The organism is Aequitasia blattaphilus (assembly GCF_024721305.1).
Classification (GTDB): domain Bacteria; phylum Bacillota; class Clostridia; order Lachnospirales; family Lachnospiraceae; genus Aequitasia; species Aequitasia blattaphila.
Window position 1 is genome coordinate 66293 of sequence record NZ_JAMXOD010000005.1, and the last position, 26981, is coordinate 93273.

18 protein-coding genes are annotated in these 26981 nt (G+C 38.1%); 4 read left to right on the forward strand and 14 right to left on the reverse strand.

The window, feature by feature from the left end:
• The first annotated feature begins 15 nt into the window (after nucleotides 1-15).
• On the forward strand, nucleotides 16-249 hold the full coding sequence (locus NHH15_RS05035; RefSeq protein WP_262065564.1) for an HPr family phosphocarrier protein: 234 nt from the start codon (nucleotides 16-18) through the stop codon (nucleotides 247-249).
• A gap of 32 nt (nucleotides 250-281) precedes the next feature.
• Here the strand turns inward: NHH15_RS05035 and thiI are convergent, their stop codons facing one another.
• The 6 genes from thiI to NHH15_RS05065 are packed head-to-tail and all read right to left on the reverse strand — an operon-like array spanning nucleotide 282 to nucleotide 5255.
• A complete protein-coding gene (gene thiI, locus NHH15_RS05040) occupies nucleotides 282-1469 on the reverse strand; it encodes a tRNA uracil 4-sulfurtransferase ThiI (protein WP_262065565.1) in 1188 nt (395 codons plus the stop codon).
• A 1-nt stretch (nucleotide 1470) separates the two neighbouring features.
• On the reverse strand, nucleotides 1471-2628 hold the full coding sequence (locus NHH15_RS05045; protein WP_262065566.1) for a cysteine desulfurase family protein: 1158 nt from the start codon (nucleotides 2626-2628) through the stop codon (nucleotides 1471-1473).
• Complete coding sequence (locus NHH15_RS05050) at nucleotides 2629-3369, reverse strand: 16S rRNA (uracil(1498)-N(3))-methyltransferase (protein WP_262065567.1); 741 nt, start codon at nucleotides 3367-3369, stop codon at nucleotides 2629-2631.
• 6 nt (nucleotides 3370-3375) lie between these two features.
• Nucleotides 3376-4332, reverse strand: a complete 957-nt coding sequence (gene prmA / locus NHH15_RS05055; RefSeq protein WP_262065568.1) for a 50S ribosomal protein L11 methyltransferase — start codon at nucleotides 4330-4332, stop codon at nucleotides 3376-3378.
• 3 nt (nucleotides 4333-4335) lie between these two features.
• Nucleotides 4336-4911, reverse strand: a complete 576-nt coding sequence (locus tag NHH15_RS05060; protein WP_262065569.1) for a manganese efflux pump MntP — start codon at nucleotides 4909-4911, stop codon at nucleotides 4336-4338.
• The gene (locus tag NHH15_RS05065) at nucleotides 4908-5255 is read right to left on the reverse strand and encodes an arsenate reductase family protein (RefSeq protein ID WP_262065570.1); all 348 of its coding nucleotides are present in this window, start codon (nucleotides 5253-5255) and stop codon (nucleotides 4908-4910) included. The genes NHH15_RS05060 and NHH15_RS05065 overlap by 4 nt, the downstream gene beginning before the upstream one ends.
• 139 nt (nucleotides 5256-5394) lie before the next feature.
• Here NHH15_RS05065 and NHH15_RS05070 point away from each other — a divergent pair, with 139 nt between their 5' ends.
• Nucleotides 5395-5760 carry a desulfoferrodoxin family protein gene (locus NHH15_RS05070; protein WP_262065655.1) on the forward strand — a complete coding sequence of 122 codons (366 nt, stop codon included), beginning with the start codon at nucleotides 5395-5397 and terminating at the stop codon, nucleotides 5758-5760.
• A gap of 27 nt (nucleotides 5761-5787) precedes the next feature.
• Nucleotides 5788-5952 carry a rubredoxin gene (gene rd, locus NHH15_RS05075; RefSeq protein WP_262065571.1) on the forward strand — a complete coding sequence of 55 codons (165 nt, stop codon included), beginning with the start codon at nucleotides 5788-5790 and terminating at the stop codon, nucleotides 5950-5952.
• A 30-nt stretch (nucleotides 5953-5982) separates the two neighbouring features.
• Here rd and NHH15_RS05080 read toward each other — a convergent pair whose 3' ends face one another.
• Nucleotides 5983-7155, reverse strand: coding sequence for a GGDEF domain-containing protein (locus NHH15_RS05080; RefSeq protein ID WP_262065572.1), 1173 nt, complete (start codon nucleotides 7153-7155; stop codon nucleotides 5983-5985).
• A 103-nt stretch (nucleotides 7156-7258) separates the two neighbouring features.
• On the reverse strand, nucleotides 7259-8062 hold the full coding sequence (locus NHH15_RS05085) for a DNA-3-methyladenine glycosylase family protein (protein WP_262065573.1): 804 nt from the start codon (nucleotides 8060-8062) through the stop codon (nucleotides 7259-7261).
• 117 nt (nucleotides 8063-8179) lie between these two features.
• Here NHH15_RS05085 and NHH15_RS05090 point away from each other — a divergent pair, with 117 nt between their 5' ends.
• Nucleotides 8180-9355: an iron-containing alcohol dehydrogenase gene (locus NHH15_RS05090; protein ID WP_262065574.1), complete on the forward strand. Its 1176-nt coding sequence runs from the start codon at nucleotides 8180-8182 to the stop codon at nucleotides 9353-9355.
• A gap of 102 nt (nucleotides 9356-9457) precedes the next feature.
• Here the strand turns inward: NHH15_RS05090 and NHH15_RS05095 are convergent, their stop codons facing one another.
• From NHH15_RS05095 to NHH15_RS05120, 6 genes are all read right to left on the reverse strand, one after another.
• Nucleotides 9458-9760, reverse strand: a complete 303-nt coding sequence (locus NHH15_RS05095; protein ID WP_262065575.1) for a Dabb family protein — start codon at nucleotides 9758-9760, stop codon at nucleotides 9458-9460.
• 1 nt (nucleotide 9761) lies between these two features.
• The gene (gene dtd / locus NHH15_RS05100) at nucleotides 9762-10208 is read right to left on the reverse strand and encodes a D-aminoacyl-tRNA deacylase (protein ID WP_262065576.1); all 447 of its coding nucleotides are present in this window, start codon (nucleotides 10206-10208) and stop codon (nucleotides 9762-9764) included.
• A gap of 8 nt (nucleotides 10209-10216) precedes the next feature.
• Nucleotides 10217-10654 carry a GNAT family N-acetyltransferase gene (locus NHH15_RS05105; protein WP_262065577.1) on the reverse strand — a complete coding sequence of 146 codons (438 nt, stop codon included), beginning with the start codon at nucleotides 10652-10654 and terminating at the stop codon, nucleotides 10217-10219.
• Entirely contained in the window at nucleotides 10647-11567 is a 921-nt protein-coding gene (locus NHH15_RS05110) for a DMT family transporter (RefSeq protein ID WP_262065578.1), read from the reverse strand. Before NHH15_RS05110 ends, NHH15_RS05105 begins: the two co-directional genes overlap by 8 nt.
• A gap of 85 nt (nucleotides 11568-11652) precedes the next feature.
• Complete coding sequence (locus NHH15_RS05115) at nucleotides 11653-13758, reverse strand: hypothetical protein (protein ID WP_262065579.1); 2106 nt, start codon at nucleotides 13756-13758, stop codon at nucleotides 11653-11655.
• 90 nt (nucleotides 13759-13848) lie between these two features.
• Complete coding sequence (locus NHH15_RS05120; RefSeq protein WP_262065580.1) at nucleotides 13849-26919, reverse strand: SpaA isopeptide-forming pilin-related protein; 13071 nt, start codon at nucleotides 26917-26919, stop codon at nucleotides 13849-13851.
• Nucleotides 26920-26981 lie beyond the last annotated feature (62 nt).

The following is a 26981-nucleotide window of genomic DNA, read 5'->3' on the forward strand; positions in this document are numbered from 1 at the left end:
AAGGAGGATTTACCGATGAAAACAGTACAGATTTCTTTAAACTCTATTGATAAGGTTAAATCATTTGTAAATGATATTACAAAGTTTGACTATGACTTTGATTTAGTTTCTGGCAGATACGTAATTGATGCAAAATCGATTATGGGTATCTTCAGTTTAGATTTATCAAAACCAATCAACTTAAACATTCATGCAGATGATGATGCAGAAAATGTTTTAAAAGTATTAAGTCCATACATTATTGATTAGTTAAAAGGGAAGTGCTCAGCACTTCCCTTTTTTTAAAATGCCCGTACTGTGATTTTCTCGGTACTTTCAATTGCTTCTTTCATAAGCTCTTCTATTTTGTCTTGCAGATTTTCTTCTGATTTCTTTATTCTCTTAACACTTGGTTTTGTAACAGGATGTTTCGCCACAAAAATAGTACAGCAATCCTCAAAAGGTAAAATTGAAGTCTCATAAGTGTCAATTTTCTCTGCGATATCAACAATTTCCTGTTTATCAAATCCAATAACCGGTCGATAAACCGGCAATGTACATACTTCATTCGTCGCAGCTAAAGACTGCATAGTCTGACTTGCCACCTGACCAATACTTTCTCCCGTAATAAGCCCCAGGCATCCTGACTCTAAGGCAAAATGTTCTGCAATCTTCATCATATATCTTCGCATAATAATTGTCAGCTCATCATGAGGACATTTATCATAAATATAAAGCTGAATATCTGTAAAGTTCACAACATTAAGCTCAATAGGTCCTGAGTATCTTGCAACAATTTTGGCAAGATCCACTACCTTTTGCTTTGCTCTTTCACTGGTATACGGTGGTGCATGAAAATAAGTAGCATGGAGCTTTACACCTCGTTTGGAAATCATATATCCTGCCACAGGGCTGTCAATTCCTCCCGAAAGAAGAAGCATTGCTCCGCCATTGGTACCCACAGGCATTCCCCCAGGTCCCGGTATAATTTGGGAATAAATATAAATTTCATTTCGTACTTCTACATTCACCAATACTTCTGGCTTATGCACATCTACGGAAGACCCTTTCAAATTTTCAAGAACTGCCTCCCCTAAATCGCAATTAATCTCCATGGAATTTTTCGGATAAGATTTCTTCGCTCTTCTTGCCTCTATTTTAAAGGTAAAGTCCTTCTCTCCATACATTTCCTTCATGTAAGCAACGACTTCTTCTTTTAAACGATCAAAGCCTTCATCTTCCAGGCGTACCACGGGGCAGATTCCTACGAGACCGAAAACACGCTTTAAATGCTCGACTACATCCTCATAATCATATTCACTTAAACAATCCACGTATATTCTCGCCTGTGATTTGTAAACATTGAATTTACCCTCTACTCCCTTTAAAGAATACTTGATCTGCCGCACCAAAGCATCCTCGAATAAATATCTGTTTTTTCCCTTGATTCCAATTTCTCCATATTTTAATAAAAACGTTTGAAATGTCATTTTATCTTCTCCTGTATTTCCTAAACATTGGAACAATATTATATAGTGTCTCCAGAGCACAGTCAATCTCACTCTTTGTATTAAATCTCGAAAAACTAAAGCGGACAGTGGTATCTAAATACTCCTTGGGAGCCTGTATCCCTTTTAAAACCCCGCTGATACTTGGATGATTCGACGCACATGCCGACCCTGATGACACATAGATGTGCTTCTCCTCTAAAGCATGTAAAAGCACTTCGCTTTTTATTCCTTCCACTCCTACACTTACAATATGGGGCGCCCGCATCTTCGCAAGCTCTCCATGTATTGTTACACCTTCTATTTTACGAACTTCTTCGACAAAGTAATCTCGCAGTTCTCTTAAATACGCCTCTTTTTCATCGTGATTATCATAACTGATTTTTGCCGCCTCAGCAAGTCCTGCAATCCCCGGTACATTCTCAGTTCCAGAACGCATTCCTTTTTGCTGTCCACCTCCAAAAACAAGTGGCATCATCTTCGTCTTTTCTTTTATGTATAGGAGTCCCACTCCCTTTGGTCCATGAAATTTGTGACCACTAATGGAATACAAATCCACTCCGGTTTTCCCAGGATAAAAAACTTCTTTCCCAAACCCTTGAATTCCATCAACATGAAACAAAATCTGTGGATTGAAATTTTTTACAACCTTTACGAGCTCTTCAATCGGCTGCCTCGTACCAATCTCATTATTCACCTGCATAATCGATACTAAAATCGTATCCTCTCTTAATGCATCTTTTAGCGTCTGGATTTCCACTTCTCCCTGCTCATTAACTGGAAGATAAGTCGTTTCAAAGCCTTCCTCTTCTAAGAAGCCAGTAACATTATAGACTGCTGGATGTTCAATCACTGTGGTAATAATGTGTTTACCTCGGCGTTTCCCTCCTCTTGCACCACCTATAAGAGCCCAGTTATTACTTTCGGTTCCTCCTGATGTGAAAAAAATCTCTTTTTCCTTCACCTTTAAAAGTTTTGCTAATATATCCTTCGCTTCTTTTACATACTTTTCACCTTGCATACCTTTTAGATGCAGAGAAGAAGGATTTCCATAATCACAAATCATGATTTCCTTCATCTTATCCGCAACTTCTTCATATACCATGGTTGTTGCTGCATTATCAAAATAGATTTCCTTCATCTACGCCTCTCCTTCCAGGGAAAACATTAAAACAGACAATACCATAAGCCCTGCCGTTTCCGTTCTTAAAATTCTTTTTCCAAGAGTAATGACTTCTCCATGAATTTCTTTCAACATCTCGATTTCTTCTTCCTCAAATCCACCCTCTGGACCAATAAAAATTCCGATCTTTTGCCCACGGACAAGGGACCGAAACACTTCCTTTGTTTCCTCTATATCAGTTGCCTCCTCATAAGGCACTAGATTTCGATCCAATGCTTGGGCGTAGTTTATCCCCTCCTTGAAACTCATAGGTTCCAAGACTTCTGGTATATACCCTCTTTTTGATTGCTTTGCAGCTCCCTTTGCAATTTCCTGCCACCTGTTCTGCTTTTTCTTCGCCTTTTTTTCATCCAGTCGTACAACCGCTCTTCTCGTTTTTAAGGGAATTATTTTCGCTACCCCTAACTCCACTGCCTTTTGTACAATCAAATCCATTTTATCGCCTTTAGGGAGCCCCTGAAACAAAACAAACTCAGCTCCTGCCTCTGTGTCAATTTCCTTCTTCTCTAAAATCACACATGAAACTCTTTCCTTTTCAATCTCCTTAATCTGACACAAATAAAAAAACGTTTCATCACTAACGCTTAGCTCTTCTCCTTCTCTCATACGAAGTACATGAGCGATATGCTTTACATCTGGCATAAAAATATTAATTTCTTTTCCCTCAACCTGGGAAGGTTTTACAAAAAAATGATTCATTTCTCTTTACTTCTTTCTTCCTACTATGGATGCCCATTCACCCATCTCGTTGATTTCCAGGATTTCAAATCCCACTTCTTCTATCTTCTTTTTTATCAACGGAATCTTTTCTATTAGAATCCCACTGGTAATATAGATTCCACCCCTTTTCAATGTTGAAACAATCACTGGTGTTAAGGGAAGTAAAACCTCAGTAATAATATTGGCTGTCACCAAATCAAATCCTTCATTTCTAACCCTTTCATTCAGGATTTCTTCCTCTATGATATCTCCTAAAAGTACTTCGTAACAATCACTGGTGATGTGATTTCTTTCCATATTTACAGGTGTAGCCTCAATTGCCTTCTCATCTAAATCTGTCATTGTCACATGGGCCGCACCATACTTCAAAGCTACAATCCCTAAAATCCCGCTTCCACAACCTACGTCCAATATTTTCATAGACTCTTTCACATACTTTTGAATTCCTTTGATTGCAAGGGTTGTTGTTTCATGCTTTCCTGTCCCGAATGCAGTTCCCGGATCTATCTCAACCACATGGCCAATCCCTGCTTCCTCCTTTTTCCCCGTCTCCCAGGAAGGTGTGATGAGCAGATCCTCTATCCGAAACTGATGAAAAAATTCTTTCCAATTATTAATCCAGTCCTCTTCCTTCGTATAGGAGGTTTCGATTTTTCCCTCTCCAATATCAGCAAAATCTTTGAGTCGGTTCAGCTCTTGATACACATTTTCAATCAGTTCTTCTCCTTCATTTCCTTCCTCCACATAAAAGGAGAGAAAGGCCGTTCCATCATCCGTCTTTCCCTCTGGCAGAATATCTATGTACATTGCTTTTTTATCTTCTTCTGACAATGGAATATTGTCTTCTACTTCTATTCCTGTAATTCCCATTTCATACAAAACACCGCTTATTAAATCTTCTGCGGTAGTCTTTGTTTTGATACGCACTTTCTTCCACTCCATACTCTAAACTCCTCCAAGATGCTCAATCAGTATTCGAAATCCCATAAGTATAAGGATGATGCCCCCAGCCAATTCGGCCTTACTCTTGAAGCGACTCCCAAATATATTGCCTATTCTAACACCGGCAAAGGAAATTGTAAATGTTGTAACTCCAATCAATAAAACTGCTGGCAGGATACGAACATGAAGAAAGGCAAATGTGATACCAACGGCTAAAGCATCAATACTGGTTGCCACAGCCAAAGGAATCATTGCCTTTGGTGAAAAAGCCTTGTCTTGATTTGGATATATCGGACAACTCTCCTCCTTGTTTCGAGACTCTCTTATCATATTTAACCCTATTATTCCTAATAATACAAAGGCAATCCAGTGATCGATTGCGCTGATATAATCCTTAAAACGCTCTCCTAAAAAAAAGCCAATCAAAGGCATAGCTGCCTGAAAAATCCCAAAGTAAATGCCTGCAACTGTCGAATATCTCCACTTATACTTCTCCAGCGCAAGCCCCTTACAGACAGACACAGCAAATGCATCCATTGATAAGCCAATCCCGATTAAAAAAACTGCAAACAAACTCATCTTAACTCTTCCCACTCCTTTTCCTTAAAACCAATGTAAATCTTATTCCCATTAATAAGAAGGGGACGTTTTACCAGCATCCCGTCTGTTGCCAGAAGTTCATACTGTTCTTCCTCTGTCATTTCTTTTAGTTTGTCTTTTAATCCAAGTGCTTTATAAACCTGACCACTTGTGTTGAAAAACCTCTTAAGAGGCAATCCACTTAACTCATGCCACTTCTTTAGTTCTTCCACACTTGGGTTGTTTTCCTTGATTTCTCTATTCTTATAATGAATTCCATTCTCTTGCAACCACTTCTTAGCTTTATTGCATGTGGTACATTTTGAATAACAAAGTAAAAGCATTGTATCTCCTCCATTCTCGATTCTAAAATAATAATATCATATTTATAAAGTTTTTCCAAAATTCTTTTCGAAATGTAGAAATAATTATCAGTTTATAGTATGGTGGACACAAGATAGAAAATAAAAGGAGGTAGTCATGATGAGAAACTTTTATAAAGAACAATCCACAGGTAATATCCTGACAGAGTTTTCTGTATTTAGCTCTTCAGGGGAAGAAGTAACCGCATCAAAACTTACTGCAAATACAACAGATGCTGCACAAGAAAAACACGTTCCTGTTGTCACAATAAAGGATAATCAAGTAGATGTGGTTATCGGAAGTGTCGAACATCCAATGCTGGAAGAACACTATATTACCGGAATCTATATCGAAACCAAAGCAGGTGGGCAATTCAAGAGCTTGAAACCAGGCGATGCTCCAAAAGCAAGCTTTATTTTAAGTGATGATGATTCTTTTGTGGCTGCTTATGAATACTGTAATCTCCATGGCTTATGGAAAGCCTAACTTACGAACGAAAGAGAGGATAAAATTATGAAAAAATATGTGTGTGATGTATGTGGCTATATTTATGATCCCGCTGTGGGAGATACCGATAATGGAGTCGCTGCCGGAACTGCTTTCGAGGATTTACCAGAAGACTGGGTCTGTCCATTATGCGGTGTAGGCAAAGATGAATTTTCACCATCAGAGGATTAAAGAAACGGAGGCTGCCGGCCTCCGTTTTTCTTATCCTTCAAATACAACTTGATTTCTGCCTTGCTCCTTCGCTTTATACAAGGCACCGTCTGCCGTCTTAATCAGCTCGTCTATATCAATGACTTCCCCCTTATAAACAGCAGCAACACCAATACTGATTGTAATAGGTCCCCCATCTTGATCTTCTTCTGTTCGTTTTCCCATCATATTTCTTGCTTCTATATTTTCTCTGCATTTTTCCGCTATATCTGTAATATTCTCCACATCTTCCGTTTCGTAATAACCCAAAAACTCCTCGCCACCGTATCTGCAAATCTCACCGCCATACTCTTCTAATGTAGCTTTCAGAGTTTGAGCCACCTTCATCAGACAGGCATCTCCTTCCAAGTGACCATTTCGATCATTGTATCGCTTAAAAAAATCCACATCACACATAAGTATAACAAATGCATTGCTTTCTACTTCCTTTTTATCCTTTCCTTGATCTAGAATATTGTAAAATCCTCTTCTGTTCCAGACCCCGGTAAGAGAATCAGTGCGAGCCGTATCCTGAAGCTTTTCATTGCTTTCACGGAGCTTTACTCCATACATGAAATTATTCAAATACATTTGATGAATAATAACCGACATATAACAGCAAAGAGCGGTAATAATTAGTACATTCGCCCACACATCTGTATTCATAACAAATTCCGTGAATCGTTCCTTTCCATCTAAAGACATCGCAATTGCCGCCACAAAGGAAACTAAAATCACCATAATACTTTCAAATGGCGAAGTGACCATAAAAAAAGCCGTTATAATAATTGCAATAATATAGGAGTTGTATCCATTATCACTATGAAGATTAAAATAGAGAAAAATCATCTGAATAATCACATACAAATACAAAAGTGAATAGGGAACCGAATTCACTATGAGACGATTTTGAATCACTTTTTTCTGAATCAAAATACTAAGTATTAAGTAAATAATTCCTACACATAATAAGACCATAGACAAAACAATATACTTTACAACCGACTCCGAATAGCTTTCTGAATCCGGTTTAATCGCATTTAATATATTCAGTAAAATCTGAAGACCTATAATATAAATTGAAAATCCTAAAGTACGTTTTAAATTGGTTCCTAGCTTTGTCTCATGATACTCTTTTGCATATTCCTTCGGTACAGTACCAAATATATAATTCCATGCCGTCAATGTTTTGCCCTCTCGTTTCTATAATTACATCCTACACCCACACCACATTTTACCATGGATAGAATAAGGGCCGCAATAAACGGCCCTCATTGTTTATGATTATTTAATGATTTTCTCTCATAAAGTCATAGTAAAAAATATACTGTTGTATAACCCCTCTATAACCTTTATATATTTCATACGGAAATTGGTTGCCATACTCTCTCTCCAGCACTTGATTGATATGAGTATCCACTGGAAAGGCATCGAAATGATGCAGTCCAAACAGACAGACACAATCTGCTACCTTTTCTCCAACACCAGTTAGCTTTTGAAGCTCTTTTTTTGCCTCCTGGTAATCCATTCTCTTTATCTCCTCCAAGGACACCTCTTGTCTTATAATAAGCTGAGTTGTCTTCACAATATACTTACTACGATAACCCAAGCCTAACCCTCTTAGCTCTTCCTCTGTTACATTCTTTAATTCCTCCGGCTCCGGAAAAGCATAAATTCCTTCTTGAATTTCTTTACCATACGTCTTACAAAGCAAATCAATACACTTACGAATTCGTTTGATATTATTCTGCGTGGAAATAATAAAACTAATAATCATTTCCCATAGGTCTTGCTTTAGAATCCGAATCCCCTTCCCAAAAGAGGCTGCTCTTTGTAAATAGCGATCCTCTTTGCTCACATTCCGAAAAAAAACGGAGTAATCTTCTTTTAAGTCAAAATAGTCTTCCCATACATTTTGAAATTCTTCTTTCGTACAAAAAAGCACTACTTCTCCTTGCGTTTCTTCCATCTCTAGACATTTTCCTTTAACCACTACACGGTATTTATCCTCGCCTATTGGATGCATTCGAAAGCATTGTCCCGAATTCCATATGTCTTTTATCGAAAAAAATTCATTCTTTATTTTTATCATCACTGCACCTCTGTGACTATTATAATCATTTTTTATCCATATGCAAATAGGTTAGACTTGACTTTTCTCCTAATGGGCATATAGTTAGAGGTATAGAAAAGAAAGGAGCTTATAGCTATGGATAATTTTACTTTTTATAGTCCCACTTATTTTGTTTTTGGAAAAGATAAAGAAGGGGATGCCGGAAAATACGTAAAACGTTTTGGAGGATCAAAAGTTTTACTTCACTACGGCGGAGGAAGTGTGGTACGTTCCGGTCTTTTAGATCGTGTAAAAAATTCTTTGGATGCATCCAAAATTGAATATATTGAACTCGGTGGAGTAAAACCAAATCCCGTCAGCTCTTTGGTCTACAAAGGAATTGAACTTTGCCGAAGCGAGGACGTGGATTTTGTTCTGGCAATTGGCGGCGGCAGTACCATTGATTCCGCAAAGGCCATTGCTGCCGGTACAGTATACGATGGAGATTTCTGGGATTACTATATGGGCAAACCCATAAAAGAAGCATTGCCAATTGGAACCATTCTTACAATTGCCGCTGCTGGAAGTGAGGGTTCACCTGACTCTGTCATCACAAATGAAGAAGGTATGTTTAAGCGTGGTGCCAGCGGAAATGCTCTGCGCCCTAAATTTTCCATTTTAAATCCTGCTCTTACAATGACGCTTCCACCTTATCAAAGTGCAGCAGGAATCTCGGATATTATCACTCACCTCTGCGAGCGCTATTTTACGAACACAAAGGACGTAGAGGTTACGGATCGTATGATCGAAGCACTTCTCCTTGCTATGATTAAGGAAGGTCCTAAGGTAATTCGCAATCCAGAGGATTACGAAGCCCGTGCAAACATTATGTGGGCTGGTATGGTTGCTCATAATAATACCGTCGGCGTTGGAAGAACACAAGACTGGGCAAGTCATGATATCGAACACGAATTGTCGGCTCAATATGACGTAACCCACGGAGCTGGTCTTGCCGTAGTATTACCTGCAGTAATGACCTACAACCTAAAACATGATGTAAATCGTATGGCAAGATTTGCTGTTAATGTATTTGGTGTACAAATGGATTTCAATCATCCAGAAGAAACTGCCTTAGAAGGAATCAAACAGCTTCGCTATTTCTTTAAAGAAATTGGAATGCCCTCTTCTCTTGGAGAACTGGGTGGAAAAGTTGAAGATATCGATGAAATGGCTCAAAGAGCCTGCTACGGAAATGGCCGGGAAGGACAGATTGGAGGGTACGTATCTCTCTCCAAAAAAGACGTGGTTAACATCTATAATTTAACAGTATAATTGGTTTGCAAAAGGGACACCCTCAATCTCCGAGCCGTTGGAGTCAATTGAGGGTGTCCTTTTGCTAAATTATTTATATTCTATAATTTTGTGTTTCGGGTTTTATGCTTCGTAATCCAGACAGCTTCTGTTGTGTACAAAGGGGCGTACATAGGTTTCTGCAACTTTAACATGGTCTGGATTTTTAGCGTACGCTTTTATGGCTTCTGGTGATTCATGGGTTGTCACCAAGCCCATATCATGGGTACTGGAGGGCAACGGTGTCTCTACGTAATGAGCATCAATCAGCCCTGGTACTACGCCTACTAATCCCTCAAGATTTTTCTTCATTTCCTCTTTTCTCATGGCCTTATCTTCTTCTTTTACTTCCGGCTTAAAACTCCACATTACTACGTGCTTTACCATTTTATAACTCCTTTGAATCTAATATTATAGTAAACGGTCCATCGTTTACCAGCTCCACTTTCATATCCGCACCAAACTCTCCACGTTCCACAGTTTTTACGCTTTCTTTACATTTTGCAATAATATACTCGTATAACTCTGCAGCCATATCCGGCGCTCCAGCCTCAATGAAGCTTGGACGGTTCCCCTTTTTCATATTTGCATATAGCGTAAACTGAGAAATCAAAAGCAGGCTTCCCCCCACTTGATCTATGGATAAATTCGTCTTACCCTGCTCATCCTCAAAAATACGAAGACCGATCAGCTTTCGAATCATTTTATCTGCTATTTCTGTCGTATCTTCATTACTTACGCCAATCAAAACCATTAGCCCTTTTCCAATTTCGCCTCTTACACTTCCACCTATTGTTACACTGCTTTTCGTTACTCTTTGTATTACAAACTTCATGATTTTCCTTACTCCTTTACCATCTGTAAATAAGGTAATCCCTCATAACCAAGAGATTCATACAACTTCTTTGCCCTTACATTATCTGGCTCAATCTCCAGACGCACCCTTGAAACCGTCTCTTCCACATTATTTTCCACATATTTAAAGAACTCTGTTCCTAATCCTTGTCCTCTAAACTCCGGTAAAATAAACAGCTCCTCTAGCCAAACAACCTTTCCCCCCGCCTCCTGAGAGAAGGAAAATGCCATTAAACCATAACCTGCTGTTTGCCCTTCCTTTTCCAGAAAAAAGCAGCGAACGTATTCCTTTGAGCGCATAATCTCTCTCCACGTTGCTTCTATATACTCCACTGGAATCGAATGTAAAACCGCTTCAGAAGAATAAAATTTTTGAGCCATCTCCAAATACAACTCTTTATCTTTTGCTTCAACTTCTCTAACCATTATCTGTCGCCTCTCTTTCTTCTACCTTTTCCACTTTTCGTTCTGGGAACTGTGCCAGTAAAATCGCTCCAAACATAAAAATACAACCCAAACCTTCCCGAATTGTCAATGTTTCCTTTAGTACGAGCCAACCTGCCAAAACCGAGAAGCAGGCTTCCATACTTAAGATTAAAGATGCAATTGCCGGGTTCATATTTTTCTGTCCAATAATCTGTAATGTATAGGCTACTCCACAGGATAATACCCCTGCATAGAGAAGTGAACCCATACTCAATCCCATATTCAACAGCTTTGGTGTCTCAAAAAGAAACATAAATGGAAGAGATAATACCCCTGCAACAAAAAACTGAATACAAGACATCTTCACTCCCTCCACCTTTGGAGAAAAGTAATCGATCACCATAATATGCAAGGAAAAGACCAAGGCACATACCAGAGTAAGAATATCCCCTTTATTTATCGTTAGTGCTTCATTAATACATAAGAAATATAACCCGCAAAGGGCAAGGGCAACGCCCAGCCATACCTTAATCCCTACTGCTTTTTTCAGAAAGATTCCCAAGACAGGAACCATAACGATATAGAAGGCCGTAATAAAGCCTGATTTTCCTGCTGTGGTATATTGAATCCCAATTTGCTGTAAGCTGCTGGCTAAAAAAAGCAACACCCCGCAGGCAATTCCACCTATATATAAGTCCTTCTTTTTATACTTCTCCTTCTCTACCCCGGAACCATTCCCCGTCAGTCGATTAATCAACCATATACAAGGGATCAGTACAACGCCCCCAATCAGGCACCGTACACCATTAAAGGTGAAAGGCTCCAGATACTCCATTCCCATACTCTGCGCCACAAAGGATGTCCCCCATATAAAAGACACCAGTGCCAATATCATTCCATTTTTAACTTTCATTTCTTATCCCTTTCTCCAGCACACCTTAATTCGAACATAAAACTGCACCAACCATTATGGCTGGTGCAGTCTTAAAAGTCAACTCCTATTCTGGAGTTCCATTTTGTTTCTTTTTGTAAAGCAATAGGATTGCTGCAAGAATAATTAGTATGACTGCTCCTATTCCAATTACTAATGGTAAATTGGATACGATGGAAGCTACCTGGCCTTTGTCTTTATCCTTATCTTCATAATCCGCTGACGCGCCTAAAGGAACTTCTCCTTCATCTAAATCCTCAACATCTTGTACGTTTTCAGCAAGTGGTACTGCCTCTTCGTCTAATAATGTTGTTTCACCACCACTTGGATTCACCACCAAAGTCGTAGGTGGTGTTGCTACCGGTGTTGCAGCGACGGCATCCGTTGTTGTTGTTCCACCATCAATGGCCGTTGTTCCTCCGTCTACTTCTACTACTTCTCCTGGAAGTACAACCGTATTTTCAACATCATACGTCTCTGTTGTAACAACATCTTCATAATTAATTACTTCTGTAACCTCTGTACGGGTAGTATCTAAATTATCCATATCCTTTTCATCTCTGTAGAATACTGAATATGTTCTATGAGGCATATAGAATTTATGGATTCTACTTGGCACCTCACCTTTTAACATTACGTAATTCGTTTCATCACCTTTTACATTAAGTTTTTCGGGACTATCTATTGTCACATCTCCCTCATTTGCTTTTACTGTGATGGTACGTGTTTCCAGAACTTCAAAACCTCTTACATTAACGTATTGTACTTTTATATCATACTTTGTCACAGCATCAGCACCTGCTTCATGATAAGGTATGTACGTCACACGATCCGCATTTGGATTAAACTTATGGGTATAAATGCTCTCTGCTGTTTCATCAATTGCATATTGAACACCCTCTGCACTCGTCACTAATGTCTTATCATCTGTTCTAAAGGTGTGTTCTCCGTCAACAGGTATTAAGAAGGACTCTGTATACACGATTTTCTGCGTTGCAACATCAATACCTTGTATGACCCATGTGTACGGAGTGTCTTTGCCCTCTTCCACATACCGTACCTTATAGCTGTCTACGCCACCTGGCTGATGTGTAATTACCTTGTCCGCAACATCATAAAGTCTAAAGTATGAAACGGTACCATCTGCATAATTTTTAACACTGAGCGTCTCATTCTTAACAGTATATATATACGGCACTCCACTCTTATCGTTATAGGTAAATGTATCTACACCTAATACAACATTTTTTTCTTTACCATTCTCGTCTACTACTACTGACTGAACAGTAACTACATAATCCTTATCTACATCTGTCTTTACTAATTCATACGTATAATCATATACCGCCTCATAATCGTTATATTTTACTGTATGAACTCCCTTTTGTGTATCATCTACCAGCTTATATGTTCTTCCGGTCGTAGGATGTGTGATTGTTTCTTCAACCGTATAATCTACAGAACTGTTGTAGGAAACCTTTAAGCTGTCATCCTCCATGATTACGTGACCATTTTCATTCAAGCAGCGAATACGGATTTTTCGATCTTCTTTGTCAGCCTTTTTATATTTAAAAAACATCTCAAAGGTTTCATAGGAAGCAGTTTTATCAACAGCATCATCTAGTATCCATTCAATATCATTGCCATTGCCATCCTCGGTAAAAATAATAGTTGGTGGTACAACCTTGAAATTTGAATTACGATCCACATGCCCTCTCTGAATCAAACTTGTCGTTTTGTATTTTCCATCAGCACCTGTTTCTTCTGTAATAAATTCCAATTTATTACCATCTTGATCCGTTGCATAAACTTCGTACTCATGGGTATCCTTAGTTGTAAATTGTTCAAGCACCGTACCTGTTCCATCTTCTGAATCATACACATACATTGTGTATTTCTTCGCATTGTCCTCGACCATAAAGGCATGTTCTTCACCTGGTTTTAACACCTCTGTAGACAATACAGGCACAGCCTTTTCTTTTAAAACACAACTTACTGGTGTTCCTTGGTTATTCACGACCCTGAATACTTGGTTATTCTTACCACCCTCATATTGAATATCCCATGTAATCATTTTTCCATCTGCGGCTTTTGCCACATATTTAGTCGGAGCAACGGAAAGACCAATTATCATTAAAATTGCTATTAATAGCGATAAAATTCTTCTTTTCATAATATTTCCTCCTCTACGATTTATTTGTTGTTTTAAAGTTTACCCAGAGGTCGTTTTCGACCTCTGAGTGTTAATCATATTTAGAGGATTCTAACTGTTGTCTTTGCTCTTTCTTTTTTTTCTTTGTTTCGTTACTCCTCCTACTCCAACAATGATTGCCATTGATGTAGCTAACGTAAGTACCCACAGTAATATGTTGGAATTATCACCGGTTTTAACTACACTTCTTGATGCGGCATTTGTCCTCGTTGTTACATGTGTTGTCTTTTCACCTTGTTCATATTTTGTAACTTCGTTTGGTATGCTCTTTTTCACTTCATTATATTCCGTTACTGTCTTCTCTTCTGGAATAACAGTATTCTTAGGAGCGTAAGCACCTGCATCAATGTCTTCAACCTTATCATCTTCTTCTAGATAGAAGAGCTTACTGTAGAATACATGTGTATCGCTTGTTCTCTTTGATGCATCTGAATCCACTTTATCTCCACCGTCAGTAAATACATTGTTGTATCGTGTTGCTGTATAACCTTCTGGATAAGTAAATTTGATTCTATAATTATCTGCATCTAATCCTAAGAACTCATATTTTCCGTCTGCACCTGTCTTCATTGAAGTTACTTCTTCCCAGTTGCCATCATCAAGCATTGAGTCTGCTGCACTCGAATCTTCTGCTGCTGTCATTGCCATCTTGCTTGCACCCATGCGATATCTTTCTAGTGTTGCAATCACATTCGGTAGCTTAACTTCGCTTTCTTCACGTTTACCGTTGAAATCTGCGTCAAACCAAGCAACTCCTCTAATCTCAGAAATCGGGTAAAAGATTCCTGCATCCCATGTCATATCTGTCTGTCCATAATCAAGTGTGAATGCTCTTGTAACGTATCCGCCCTTATTTCCATCAATTACATTTGCAGAATACTCCGTATTCATATCTGAATCTGTCTCAGCTGTTACTGCTTCTCCAGCTTCATTTGTTTGAGCATTTAGCTTTGTTACTCTTGTACGCTCTTCAAATTCAAATACTACTCTGAACTCTCTTACGTATTCTGAGCTGCTTTCAACATCGGTAAATTCATAGTGTCCATCTGCATCAGTAGTTGTTCTTGCTTTGGTCTTCCATTCGCCCCACTTGTCAGCGTCTAGCTTCTCTCTGTATTGAAGCACTACCGGTATGTCTTGAACTCCTGTTTCAGCATCATCTTGGTATCCATCTTTATTTACATCATTCCATACATAGTCACCAACAGTGCTTATCTTTCTTGCACCCACGCACCATGTAGTCGATGTCATACCCTTTGGAAGATTGATACGTTTGATACGAGCTTCATTATCCTTACTTCCTTGAATAGCGTCTGAATCAATGTTGGAATCTTTTGCACCAGGCTGAATTGCACCAGCAAATTCTGCTCCATCATCACTATCTTTGTTTGGTGATACAAGCTTATACTCATCTGGTATTTCGAAAAGTACTGTATAGTCTTTACTGTCTTTATCCATCTGTAGTTTGTCAAAGAAGTAGTATCCTTTTTCATCTACTGTAGTTTCCGCTACTTTTGCACCAATCTTATCACCATCTAATTCGTATAGTGTTACCTTTGTACCTAATAATGGTACGTATCTTGCATCATCTTTTTGAAGATCATCATAATCCATATCATCAAATGCATATCCGCCTAAAGCACTGTATTCTACAAGTCCTGCATCAATCGATAAATCTTCTGTTACTCCCTTTAATCTCTCTGGAGTAAGATCAATCACATGAGATCTCATTATCTGATCACTACTTGTTTTTATCTCTGCATCTGAATCCTTTTCATCATCTTCACCAACATTCGGTGTTGTAAAGATATATTTGCTTACATCCTCTGTATTTGCTACAGGATCTCTATAGAATTCACTAACATCAAATTCAACTACGTATTGTCCTCTGCACAGCTTATTAAATTTGTATGCACCATTACCTGTCGTTGTTGTTGAATCAATCGCCTTCTTACTTACCTCGCCTTTTTCATCAACTGTGTAAAGATTTACTCTTACACCATTCAGTCCTGGCTCTCCAGCATCTTGCAGTCCGTTTGCATTATTGTCAATCCATACGTAATCTCCAATAGCATATGCTTCTGTATAACCTGCATCTATATCTTTTCTTGTTTCTCCAACCACCTTTTTGTCTACGTCTTCGTAGTATAGTTGTATTTCAGGTGAAACTCCTCCGAAAGTTATGTCTGAATCGTCTGTCTTCTGATGATTATTTGCATAAGCATCTGCAGCCTCACCATTTTTATTACCGATCTGTCTGTGTGTAGCGGTCAAACTTTCATCCACTTTACTCACTTCAATGTGATAGGTAATATAGCGGTTTCCAATGTAATCTTCTGGATTCGTACTGTAGAACTTATCGCTTGATGTTACCTTAAGCTTACTTACTTCCAGATTTTCAAACAAATATCTACCATCTGCACCTGTAATGTATGGCATAGAGTTTTGGTTCAGTCCATTGGTTACCTTTGTAACTGTTTTTATAGTTTCTTTGCCGTTTGGAGATTTGTAGTACTCAGTTTTATATAGGTCAACTTGAGCATTTTCTATTTTCTTATCTATGCCCTCCTCATTAAGACCATTGCCATCTACATCTTCCCATACAACTCCTGTAATTGCACCATTACCTAAGTCAATCATAGCGGTTACTGGATCCGGTTCACTTCTATTATCTGCACCAATTTCCTTGTCTGCATCGCCTTCAACTTTTCTAAAGGATGCTCCAGCAACTGAGTTGCGTAACTGCTTTCCAAGATAGTCCTCTATCTCACTTGCCTTAATGTCTGGTATTTGAACACCGATATAGACAGCGTAGGAATCACCTTGATTAAACGTTGCATCTTCATTAAATACGATATCAAATCCAACTGCACTTGCATCTCCAAGTGAACTTAGGTCATTTGTGTAATCCGCAAATCCGTTTGTCGTCCAAGAATCTTCCGTCTTCATCAGCATTGTTGTTTTTGGTTTGGCAGCTGCATCGTAACCATATACTTTTTGGCTTGCGACCTTTACTCCCTTTGTTGTGAACTCAGGAAGAATTACATCAACAATTTCAACCTTTTTATTGCCAATGTTGGTTCCTCTTTCTGCGTCAGTTAGAACCATTGTATCACCCTTCACTGGTAATGTATCCAGTAAGCGTACATTTGTCATCTTCGTATTCGAGTTATTGTATGCAACTAATTTGTAGTAAATAGTGTCTCCAGGACTTACTGTTAAATTATAGTTCTGTCCCTTATCTAACTCTTCCTGTGATTTCCCGATGTATTTTGCATACTTAACATTACTACTATTCTTAAGTCCTGCTGCTACTGCTCTGTTTAAGTGCTCAACTGCTCCTGTATTAATTGCTGAATGAATCATATCATTTGCAAGCAAGTCACGTCCTTCAGATGATGTAAAACTTGTTCCGTGCGGATTTCTTCCACTTGGAACTAAAGTATGATTGCTTCCCAGATATCCTACCAGTATTAAAGAATCATTCACTGCCTTCTCATCATTAGAAATTTTTCCTGTGAAAGTGATTTCCATGTAGTCTCCTGGATTCATTTTAACTGTATCATTAAACTGAAGAATATATTGCTTTGTACTACTTCCTGTCTTTTCTTGGTACGTTAGGTTTTCGATATTATAAATCGCTTTAATATCTTCTCCCTTGTACTGACTTTGTTCGGTAACTGTATAAACACTATTTTCGCTCGGTTCGCTGAGTATATTTCCGTCTTTATCACGAATTACCACCTTTATATTGCTGCTGTTCGAGTCTTTCATTAGTACAGTATCTAAAGGCATTCTGAACGCTACAACAGGTTGGTCTAACGTGGTTGGGCTATCCTTGTCCACCTTTACATCAATCTTGTAATTAATCGAATCGCCTGCCGTGAATTCTTTATCTGCACTAACTATACTGGTGTAAATTTCGGCTAATGCACGCTTACTATCCGGCTCTTTAAACTCAATATATGGTTGACCAGAAGTAGCCGCTTTAACGATACCCGCTTTTCCATCAACTTTGTCTTTTAGATAAACAGGTCCAGCTTCACTTACTGCATTATAGATCATTTCACGATAGTTAACCTTTGCTGTATTTTCAATGCGAAGAATTGGATTTTTACTACTTAATTCATCCTTGCTCCATTTTGAACGATTCATGAAGGTAACATTCATTGTGTATCCATCTGTCTTAAAGCCTTCTTTTGTATTGCCATACACAATCTTGATTGCCCGCGCATTGTCACCGATGGTTACTGTTGACACATCTTCTAAAGATACATTTGTCGCTTTTGCAATCCAGTCAAACTCAGCTCCTGTCTTGGTTTTTGCGTAGTATACAGTTGCTGTTGCAGCAGATCCGTCTTGATTTTCCGCTTTTGCTAATGTTACGGAATTAATCACAAAGTCCTTAATCTTTCCATCTGAATCTTCTGTGAACTCAACTTTATTACCACCCTTTATCTTCTGCTCATCATAGAATGTAATTCCATCATCAATTACCGTGAACTCTTTAAGCTCGTAATCATTGTCTCCTATTGCATAATCATTAATTACGAAATCTACTGTCAGGTCATCACCTTTATCATTCAGTAGGTTATCTTGATCTGTCAGTGATATTTGACCATCTTCAACTACATACTTGTTGATTGCTGGTTTTGAATCATAACCACCATACCTTGTGTTCTTCACGGTAGTTGTATTGATGTTTTTATCTTTGATGGTTTTCTCATCTTGGCAAGGTTTTAATTCCACAACAAGATTCTTGCCTAATGCATCCTGAATGAATCCTTCGTGTAATTTGTATCCTGCTTTTGTTTCTGTTTCTTTGATAACGTAAGACCCTTCATCCAAAAGTTCTGAGAAAATTCCATCTTTGCTCTCGCTATAGTTGTCTTTATCGATTACAACCTTTCCTGATGCTTTTGCCGCTGGCTTACCATCAACAATCTTATAAATCTCAAATACAATTTGTTCGTCTCCAGCTAGTGGAATAATCGCATCATTAGCATCTGTCTTAATAATTCTTAGCTTACCTTTTATCGATGGATTGTAAACCTCTTGTGTTCTGTCCAAGTATGCTGTTATATCCTCTGAAGTCGTCAACTCGCTTAGAAGAACTACTTTATCATCCTTCATTCCTACACTTAGGTCGATACCAGCTTCTGCTTCCTGATTCATCTTATACTTGCTATCCTCAGGTAAACTTGTTTCTGTCAACTTATATGCACCATGAGATAGAAGTTCGTACTTAATCATTCCATCATTATCAGTTTTTCCGTCACCCTTTGTATCGGTAATAGAATCTTGTCCCTTTTTAAAGGTGAATCCAACATTTGGAAGTTCTACTTTGTTTAGCTTTTCTCCGTCGTGGTCATAATAACCATATTTTGTTACGGTTAAAGAGCCTAGTGGATCATTGTAGTATACCTTTGAGATGTTCGTTCCATCTTCAATAGCATCTTTTGTAACGGTAAATGTCATTGCTTCTTCAGATTCTTTAGTTGCTTCGAAAAGAACTGTATCCCCTGATGCAGCTTTACCATATATGGTTAAATCTCCCTTTTTAGCTTTGATGTCAGCTAAAACATCTTCAAGTCCTGCCTTTTCAGCATCGGTCATATCGTTGCTGAGTTTTACCAACTTGTAATCTCCTTCATATAGGAGGAAATCAGAATTGAATCCGCTTGCACCAACCTGGAACCATCCACTTGACACTTTACTTCCTAAGTCCTTAAAGTTCTTATCGTTATATGGTACATAGTTACCATTAGCATCTTTCTTTAGGATTGCATAACAGGAGCTTGTAAGATTTGTAAGTGTTTCTCCTGCTGCATCTCTTGCTGCATTTCCATCCTTTGTAATAACGGATAATCTTACGGTTCCACTCTTGTTTTCAACTGATGCTGTACTTTCTTCACCGTCTCCAACAATCTTACCATCTACTACCTTTACTTTGGTATAATACGTCGTTACTGTCTTATCATTTTCTGCTTGGAAATAGAAATATGGTGCGTTGCTTGGGTTAAAGTTTTTACTATATTCTGCTGGCACGGCTGTTTCTTTAACTGCATACCATTTTCCACCTTTTAATGCTTTATCATCAAAAGCATTAAACTTAACAACGCCATCTTGACCAGTTTTGTTTGAAACAGATTTCGTTGTAATTACTTCGCCATCATCTCCAACTTCGTATAGAGTAAAAGTAACATCTTGTAATCCGCTTTCATCACCTTCTAAATCCCCTACCTTCTTAAGTTGAATTGTTGGAATAACAACGTTTTCTATTTCTTTCTCAATTGCAACAATCTTTCCACTTTCTTGAATCGCTTCGGCAGTAACCTTAACCTCAAATTCTCGGTCTTGCATTACGTATCCTTTTGGTGCTTCAATTTCTTTAATATAGAAAGTACGCTCTGTATTATCACTACTCTCGAGGTTCAACAATACATCAAATGTAAGCTCACCATTTTTAGTAACTCCTTCTGCAATAGCTTTTCTACCATTCTCTGTAGCAGGTTCATCATAAAGCTCAAATTTTGCGCCGTCTAATAATATCTGGTCTACATTATCCTTCTTGCTGCTCTTCTTAATCACCTTAATTTGGAAGTTTTTCCAGTTTTTCATTGGATTCGAAGTTGAATAATCCTTTACCTCACCTTTTTCAACAACAAATGGACCAAAAACTTCTCCAGCAGAATATTCATTGTCTATTCCAGGAGCCTTTGTCTCTTTAAGGTAGTAATTTCCTTCTGGTAATAAACCGGATACAACAATTCCTCCGTTTTTAGAAGTATAGGTAATTGCTTTATTATCTACCTTATACTCTTTAAACGTATCGTTATCCATTGTACCAAGAGTAAATGTTGCTCCATCCAAAACCCTATCCTCTGTATAAGCATCGATCTTTAAGGCTTTGAATCTTCCGTAAGTTGAAACATTATCAAATGTAAGTGTATTCTCCGTAGTCTGACCATATTCTAACGTCTTATTTTGTACAACGGTATTCGCTTCTGGATTTACGAATCCAAGCTTCTTACTTTCTGCACCCACACTATACTCAGATACGTAATAAGTTCCCTTTTCTAACTTAATTGATATTTTTCCTGTACTATTTACTTGAATTCCATCGTCAACTACTGCTCCTCTACTGCTGACAAACTCTACCTTTGAATAGTCTATTTCGTTTGTATAACCTGCATCTGTATAGATTTTAAATACGACATCCTTTAATGGATGATTCGTAATCAAATTCCCGTTTTCCCCAATATACGTACCATATTTCTGAATATTTAATACTGCTTTTTCTGAGTTGGTATAAGTAATTGGTGATGCTTTTGCATCTGACACAGTGTCAAAGTTTTGATATTTACCTTGAGCATCAATACCAACAATCTGTCCATTTTCAAGAGTAAATACTCTTTCCAAAACATTTGTTGTTCCATTTCCCTCAAAGTAGTAGCCAGCTGGAACCGTTTCAACGAGCTTGTAAATGTAATCTGTTGATAATTCACCGCTTAGGATTGTCTCGTTTACACCTACTGAATAAGTCTTATATTCGCTTCCCCATTTACTATCATCTGGTTTAGCCGTTCCTTCTGGTTTTGCCTGACGGTATAATTTGAAGCTAAACTTCTTTGTTGTACTGATGCCATTTACTGCTTTCTTCAGTGCAAATTCACCCATCTTAGGAGGATTTACATAAGTAACTTCATCTCCTTCTTGAGGATAAACTGTGATGGTACCTTCCTTAGGTTCACCTACATTTACAACTGCCCAGTTCTTGTCTTCTGTTGTTGTATCACCCACACGTACATCACCAGAACTTACATCAACCAATTCATTTCCGTTTCTTCCCTCACTCTTCGAATCATACTCACCTGCTTCTGCTTCACGTACGATATATTGTGTGTTTTTCTCCAACAGCACTGAAGAGTAGACACCTTCATCTTCTGTATATCCGGATGCAACAAGAGTAAATTTGTCTGAAGTTAAATCTGCATTTGTAATTCTATCAGCAAGTTTTGCTACTGCGTCTGTATCTAATACCTTGTAAACGTAGTATTTAACACCATCAACTGGCACTTCCTTGCTTATGTCCCCACCATCTTCTGCAACACCTGGCAGGTTCGTTATCTTTTTCACCTGGAGTCTGACTTCGTTTTCGCCTTCTCCGCCGCCTGTTCCACCTTTCGCTTGATTAACTACTTGAACATCATTTCTTCCTTCTGCAATCGTTATAGGTCCTGTCCATTCGTTAATAATCTCATAGTTGTCAGGAGCTTTGATTTCCTTCAGGTAATAAATCTCTCCAACCTTTAATGGCAAAGTATATCCGATACCACACGTACCATTATTCACTAACTTCCCATCTTTATCTCTGCTATAAGAGGTTTCAATTATACTTCCATCTCCCGTTGCTGAAGGGGATGCACTTGTGTCCTTCTTCAGATAAATCGTCTCTCCATCAGCATCTGTTATCGTTGTATCGTATCCATCGGATTCCTTAACCTTTTTATACACTTCAAATTGAGCAGCCTTACTGGTAATAAGGTTAAATTGAGAATCTACTTTTTCTACATATATAATTCCTTTTTCAGGTTCATTAACAACTTGTTTTTCTGTGGTTTTTCCCGATTCAATCGTAATTAGAATTGGATCCTCAAGAACCTTAAAGTCATCATGTCCCTTGGTCTCTACTAGGTAATAGTTTCCTGGTTTGATATTGTCTAAAGAATCTTTTCCATCTTCGCCTGTTATAAACGTATCAACTAACACCAAGGTATCATCTGAATCCCGATACCTTGTCTTGAACTCAGCTGCTGATAACTCACCTGCTTCATAAAGACTAAATTCTACATCCTTCAAATCGAAATCAACGAACTGATCTGCAAGTCCCTTATATCGGCCCACCTTATGAACAATCAGCTTTCCTCGTTTATTGTTTTTAATGCTATTGTCACCAACATAATTCGATAATGTTTTCCCAATATTGCTATCGTCAATTACAAATTCATCATAAGTAACTGTTTCTTTTCCATTCGCATCAAATGTAGATGTACCTCTTGAGTCACCATTTACGTGATCCTTTGGTACCGTCTCAACAAATCGATATCTACCCTTTTCTAAAAGTGCATTGAATTCAATAGTACCATTCCCATTTGTTGTTCCTTCTTCAACTGCTTCAAATTTATCTGTTTCTGTGTTGTACTTTTCCAGAACAAATTTTACACCAACTAATTTTGTATTACTTGGCATACTTACTTTTCTAAGCTTTACCTTACTCTTTATTGCCTTATTATACGCACTAATTTCAATCTTTTTACCACTTGTAGCTACGAATGGATAGTATCCATCTTTAGGAGCGATTTCTGTCTCTCCACCTTCGCTCTTTAGCTTTATTGACTCTAATTCATATAATTTAGCCAACTCAGGGGTTAACGTTTCTTTAATGTAGTAAGTCTTGTCTGGATCAAGATTGCCAAAGGTAATCTTACCATTACTTGTATTTCCAGTTAAACTTTTACTGTTAATGTCCTTAGCAAGCTTATACTCACCATCCTCTTTAACATAAAGTGCAAATGTTACAGCTTTATTTGTCAATAGAGCATATTCGGCTTCATCAAAATTGTGATATTTGCTAATCTCCACTGAAGATACCGGTTTATTATAGACCTTCAACACATTAGTATCACCATCAAACTCCCAGTTTCCATCAGGATCGTTTTTATCTGTACCGATCTCAAAGGTAATCTCTTCTTTATATCCTACGTATCCAGTAGGCGCTTTTGTTTCTTTTACTGTGTAACTTTCACCATTGACTACATTTTCTCTAACAAACGTTCCCTTACTTGTCTTTTTTAAGGAATCACTTGCTGTTCCTTTTTTCAGTGTAAAAGTCGCTGTATCAATCAATGTGTCGGTTCCCATTTTATACTTTAAAACCGTTAAGTTGTGAAGCTTCTTATTATAGAAGGTAATCTCTCTTGTTGTATCTACCGTTAGATTCTCCACCTTTATGGTATCACTTGCTAGTTCATAGCCTTGTGGTGGTGTCATCTCTCTTACAACATAGTCTTTACCTGCTTCTAATAAGCCTGTTTCAACTACACCATTTTCATCTGTAACCAACAAACTCGCATTGAGAGGTTTGCTAAACTGTGTATCTGTTGAAAGATATACATTATATCCTGCTCCCCCTAAAGGCGTTGTTTTGTCTGCATCATCTTTCTTAATAATCTTGATTTTAGCAGCATTACTTTCATTTTTAACCGATACTTCTATCTCACTATCTTGATTGTTTACTGTGAATGATTTAAATCCATCTATTGTTTTAAATAGACCTTTTGCATCCCCAACAGTTTCTTTATAGTAGTATGTTCCTTCTTCAAGATAAACAATATCACTAATCGCCCTGCCGCTTACATCTTCTTTACTAATAACAGCAGAATCAATTTTCGTGAAATTATCTTCGTCTTTAAGGTCTGGATTTGCCTTATTCGCCTTATAGATTTCAAAGGTAACACCATTGAAATGTGTCAACCCATTTACAGCTTCTTTGAAGTGTTCACCACTCTTTACAAAGCGAACGCGCTGCAATGTTGTATTTTTCATTTCAAAATTATTTGTTTTTCCGTTTTCAACAACAACCTTCTTTAAGCCATTTCCTTCGATTTTGTAACCAACCGGCGCTTGTTCTTCAAGAATAACGTAAGTTCCTTCTTTAATCGCTCCACTTGGTTTATACTTCTTTGCTGTAGCGTCGAAGGTTAAATCTATGGTTTTCCATCCATTTTTTGTTGCCAAAGCTTTAAATTCCTCAACAGAAATTTTTCCAAGCTCAGCGTCCGTCAATTCCTCTGTCTGTGCAGATGTCAAAATGCCATATAGCTTAAATACACCCTTTGTACCTGAAGTAGATTGAATAACTTGACCCTTATTGTCTTTCTTCACGAACTCAACATATCCCTTTTTCGATACGTTGGTGTATACATTTCCACTCCAGCCACCTGCGGTACCACTTGGTCTGTTTATTTTTCCGCCTTTAACTACGTAATCCTCAAGAATCAATTTTGCTTTGTCGTAATCAATCGAACCTTTTTTTGTTCCAGCATCAATCTTTTCATAGTCTGCTAGCTTTCCAGTTGGATTTAAGCTCACTTCATATATATCATATGTACCTGGAACCACATCCCAGAAAATAACATTACCATTTTCATCTGATGTTGCAACTGCTTCATTGTCTTCATTTTTTATTGCAAAGACTACACCTTTCAACGCTACAGCTTCTCCACCGCTTGCCCCGATGCCCTTCTTTACAAATTCAACACCTGATGTATTTTCTACTGTATTAATAACGTCTAAACCTTTTTCATCCTCTGAAACAGTTACAGAATATCCACCATCCTTCACAAGTACTACAGGATCTCCTGGAGCAGGAACTTTAAATTGAATTTTCTCACTCGGTGGCTGCTTCAAAGATGAATTGTCTGCAATAATTTCTTCTAATTGATATGTGTTACCAACAATAAGTCCACTTATCGTTATGCTTCCGTCAGCACCCACCTCTAAATCACCATAAGGCTGTCCATCTGCTTTTCTGGCTGCTATACCATTTTCGTTTGTAAGCTTGAACTTTACAGCACCCGTTCGATATTTGTCTTTGTTCACCGTATTCAAAGGAAGCTTAGCATCCTCTCCAAACTGGATGAACTTATTTATCTCCACATCATTCCTTTGATATTTGTCCTTATTTCCTCCAAGAACAACTGCTGCTGCGGAACTATTGCCGCCTGCAACATCTCCTACTAATGTATAGGAAAGTGTAGCATTATTATTCACCGTATGATATACCGGATCTTCTGAGCCATCCACTACATAAGCATCAGCTTTGTATTCCACTGTGTACTTATATACAGTGTTCTTCATTTCGCCTGCTTTTATATAGTTATCATCTGTTGCATAGGTTTCAAATGTAAAAAACTTAATTCCTGTAATGATATTATTTGCATCTTTTACAATTTCATACTCACTAGGATCTAATGCTCTGAAGCCTGCACCTGAACTGATTTGGATATTCTTAATGTTAATTACCTCTCCATCAGTTTTATAATCTGTTATCTGATCTTCTATCACATAACTTGTAATGCTTCTTCTGCCCGGAGCATTATCTGTTTCTCCAAAATTACCCTTAACTGCTAATTCGTATTGAGCTGTAAAACTGTCTGTGCCAAGTTGTCCATTTGCTTCTTTTACTAATTCGTTTTTGTCATCAACAATATTTTTGTCAATCGTCCACGCATCATTCGCACTTAGTGTTACCGTCGGATACAACTCTGGTTCGTAGTGATGTTCAGTACCAATAAGTTCGTAATGCAAACTTGGTGTCACATGATATGGATTATACAAATCACCATCTACAACTGTTCCACTTGGTGTAATGAAATTGTCTGTATCAAATATAACTCTTATACTTGCTGCATATCCTGTGTTTTGTGCTTTCAGATAGATACGAAGTGTATTACTGTTAATAAACTCTTCCCACTCTATTCCTTCACCTGTTGCATAGGCTGGTACATCCACTGTTCCTATATTACGTGGTCTTACAGTTCCAAAATCAATATCAATGTATGGATTGTCAACTACAACGGATCCACCTGTGGAAACGTAATTATATTGCATTTCGTAAGTAAAGCTTTTACCGGTTTCAGTTTCAATACTATCTTGACCTTCTCCGTATGCAACGCCTTCTCGCATTTCAATAACTTTTGCTGCGAATGCACTGGCACCACCATCTACACTTTCTGGTTCCTCCGGATCATCCTCTCCTTCTAGTCCCATCATAAATGTTGAAGTCTCTGGTTCCGCTGGCTCCGTTAGTTCTGTTGGCTCAGTAGGTTCCGTTGACTCTGGCTCTGATATTACTTCGGGTTCTGTACCTCCTCCCTCTGTTAATTCATCACCTGTCTCATTATTTCCTGTAATCTCCGGATTTACAACTTCTGGATTGTTTCCGGATTCTTCCACGATTTCCGTTTCCTCAGCCATTACCTGAAACAGATAATTGTTCGAGCTGGAGAAAAGAACCGCTGCGAGGAATAACGCAAGTAATCTTTTTCCCTTCTTCATGAATCTACCTCCTTATAATAGTCTCTATAAAATGAATTGTTAGGTCGGCTACTTTGCTAAAT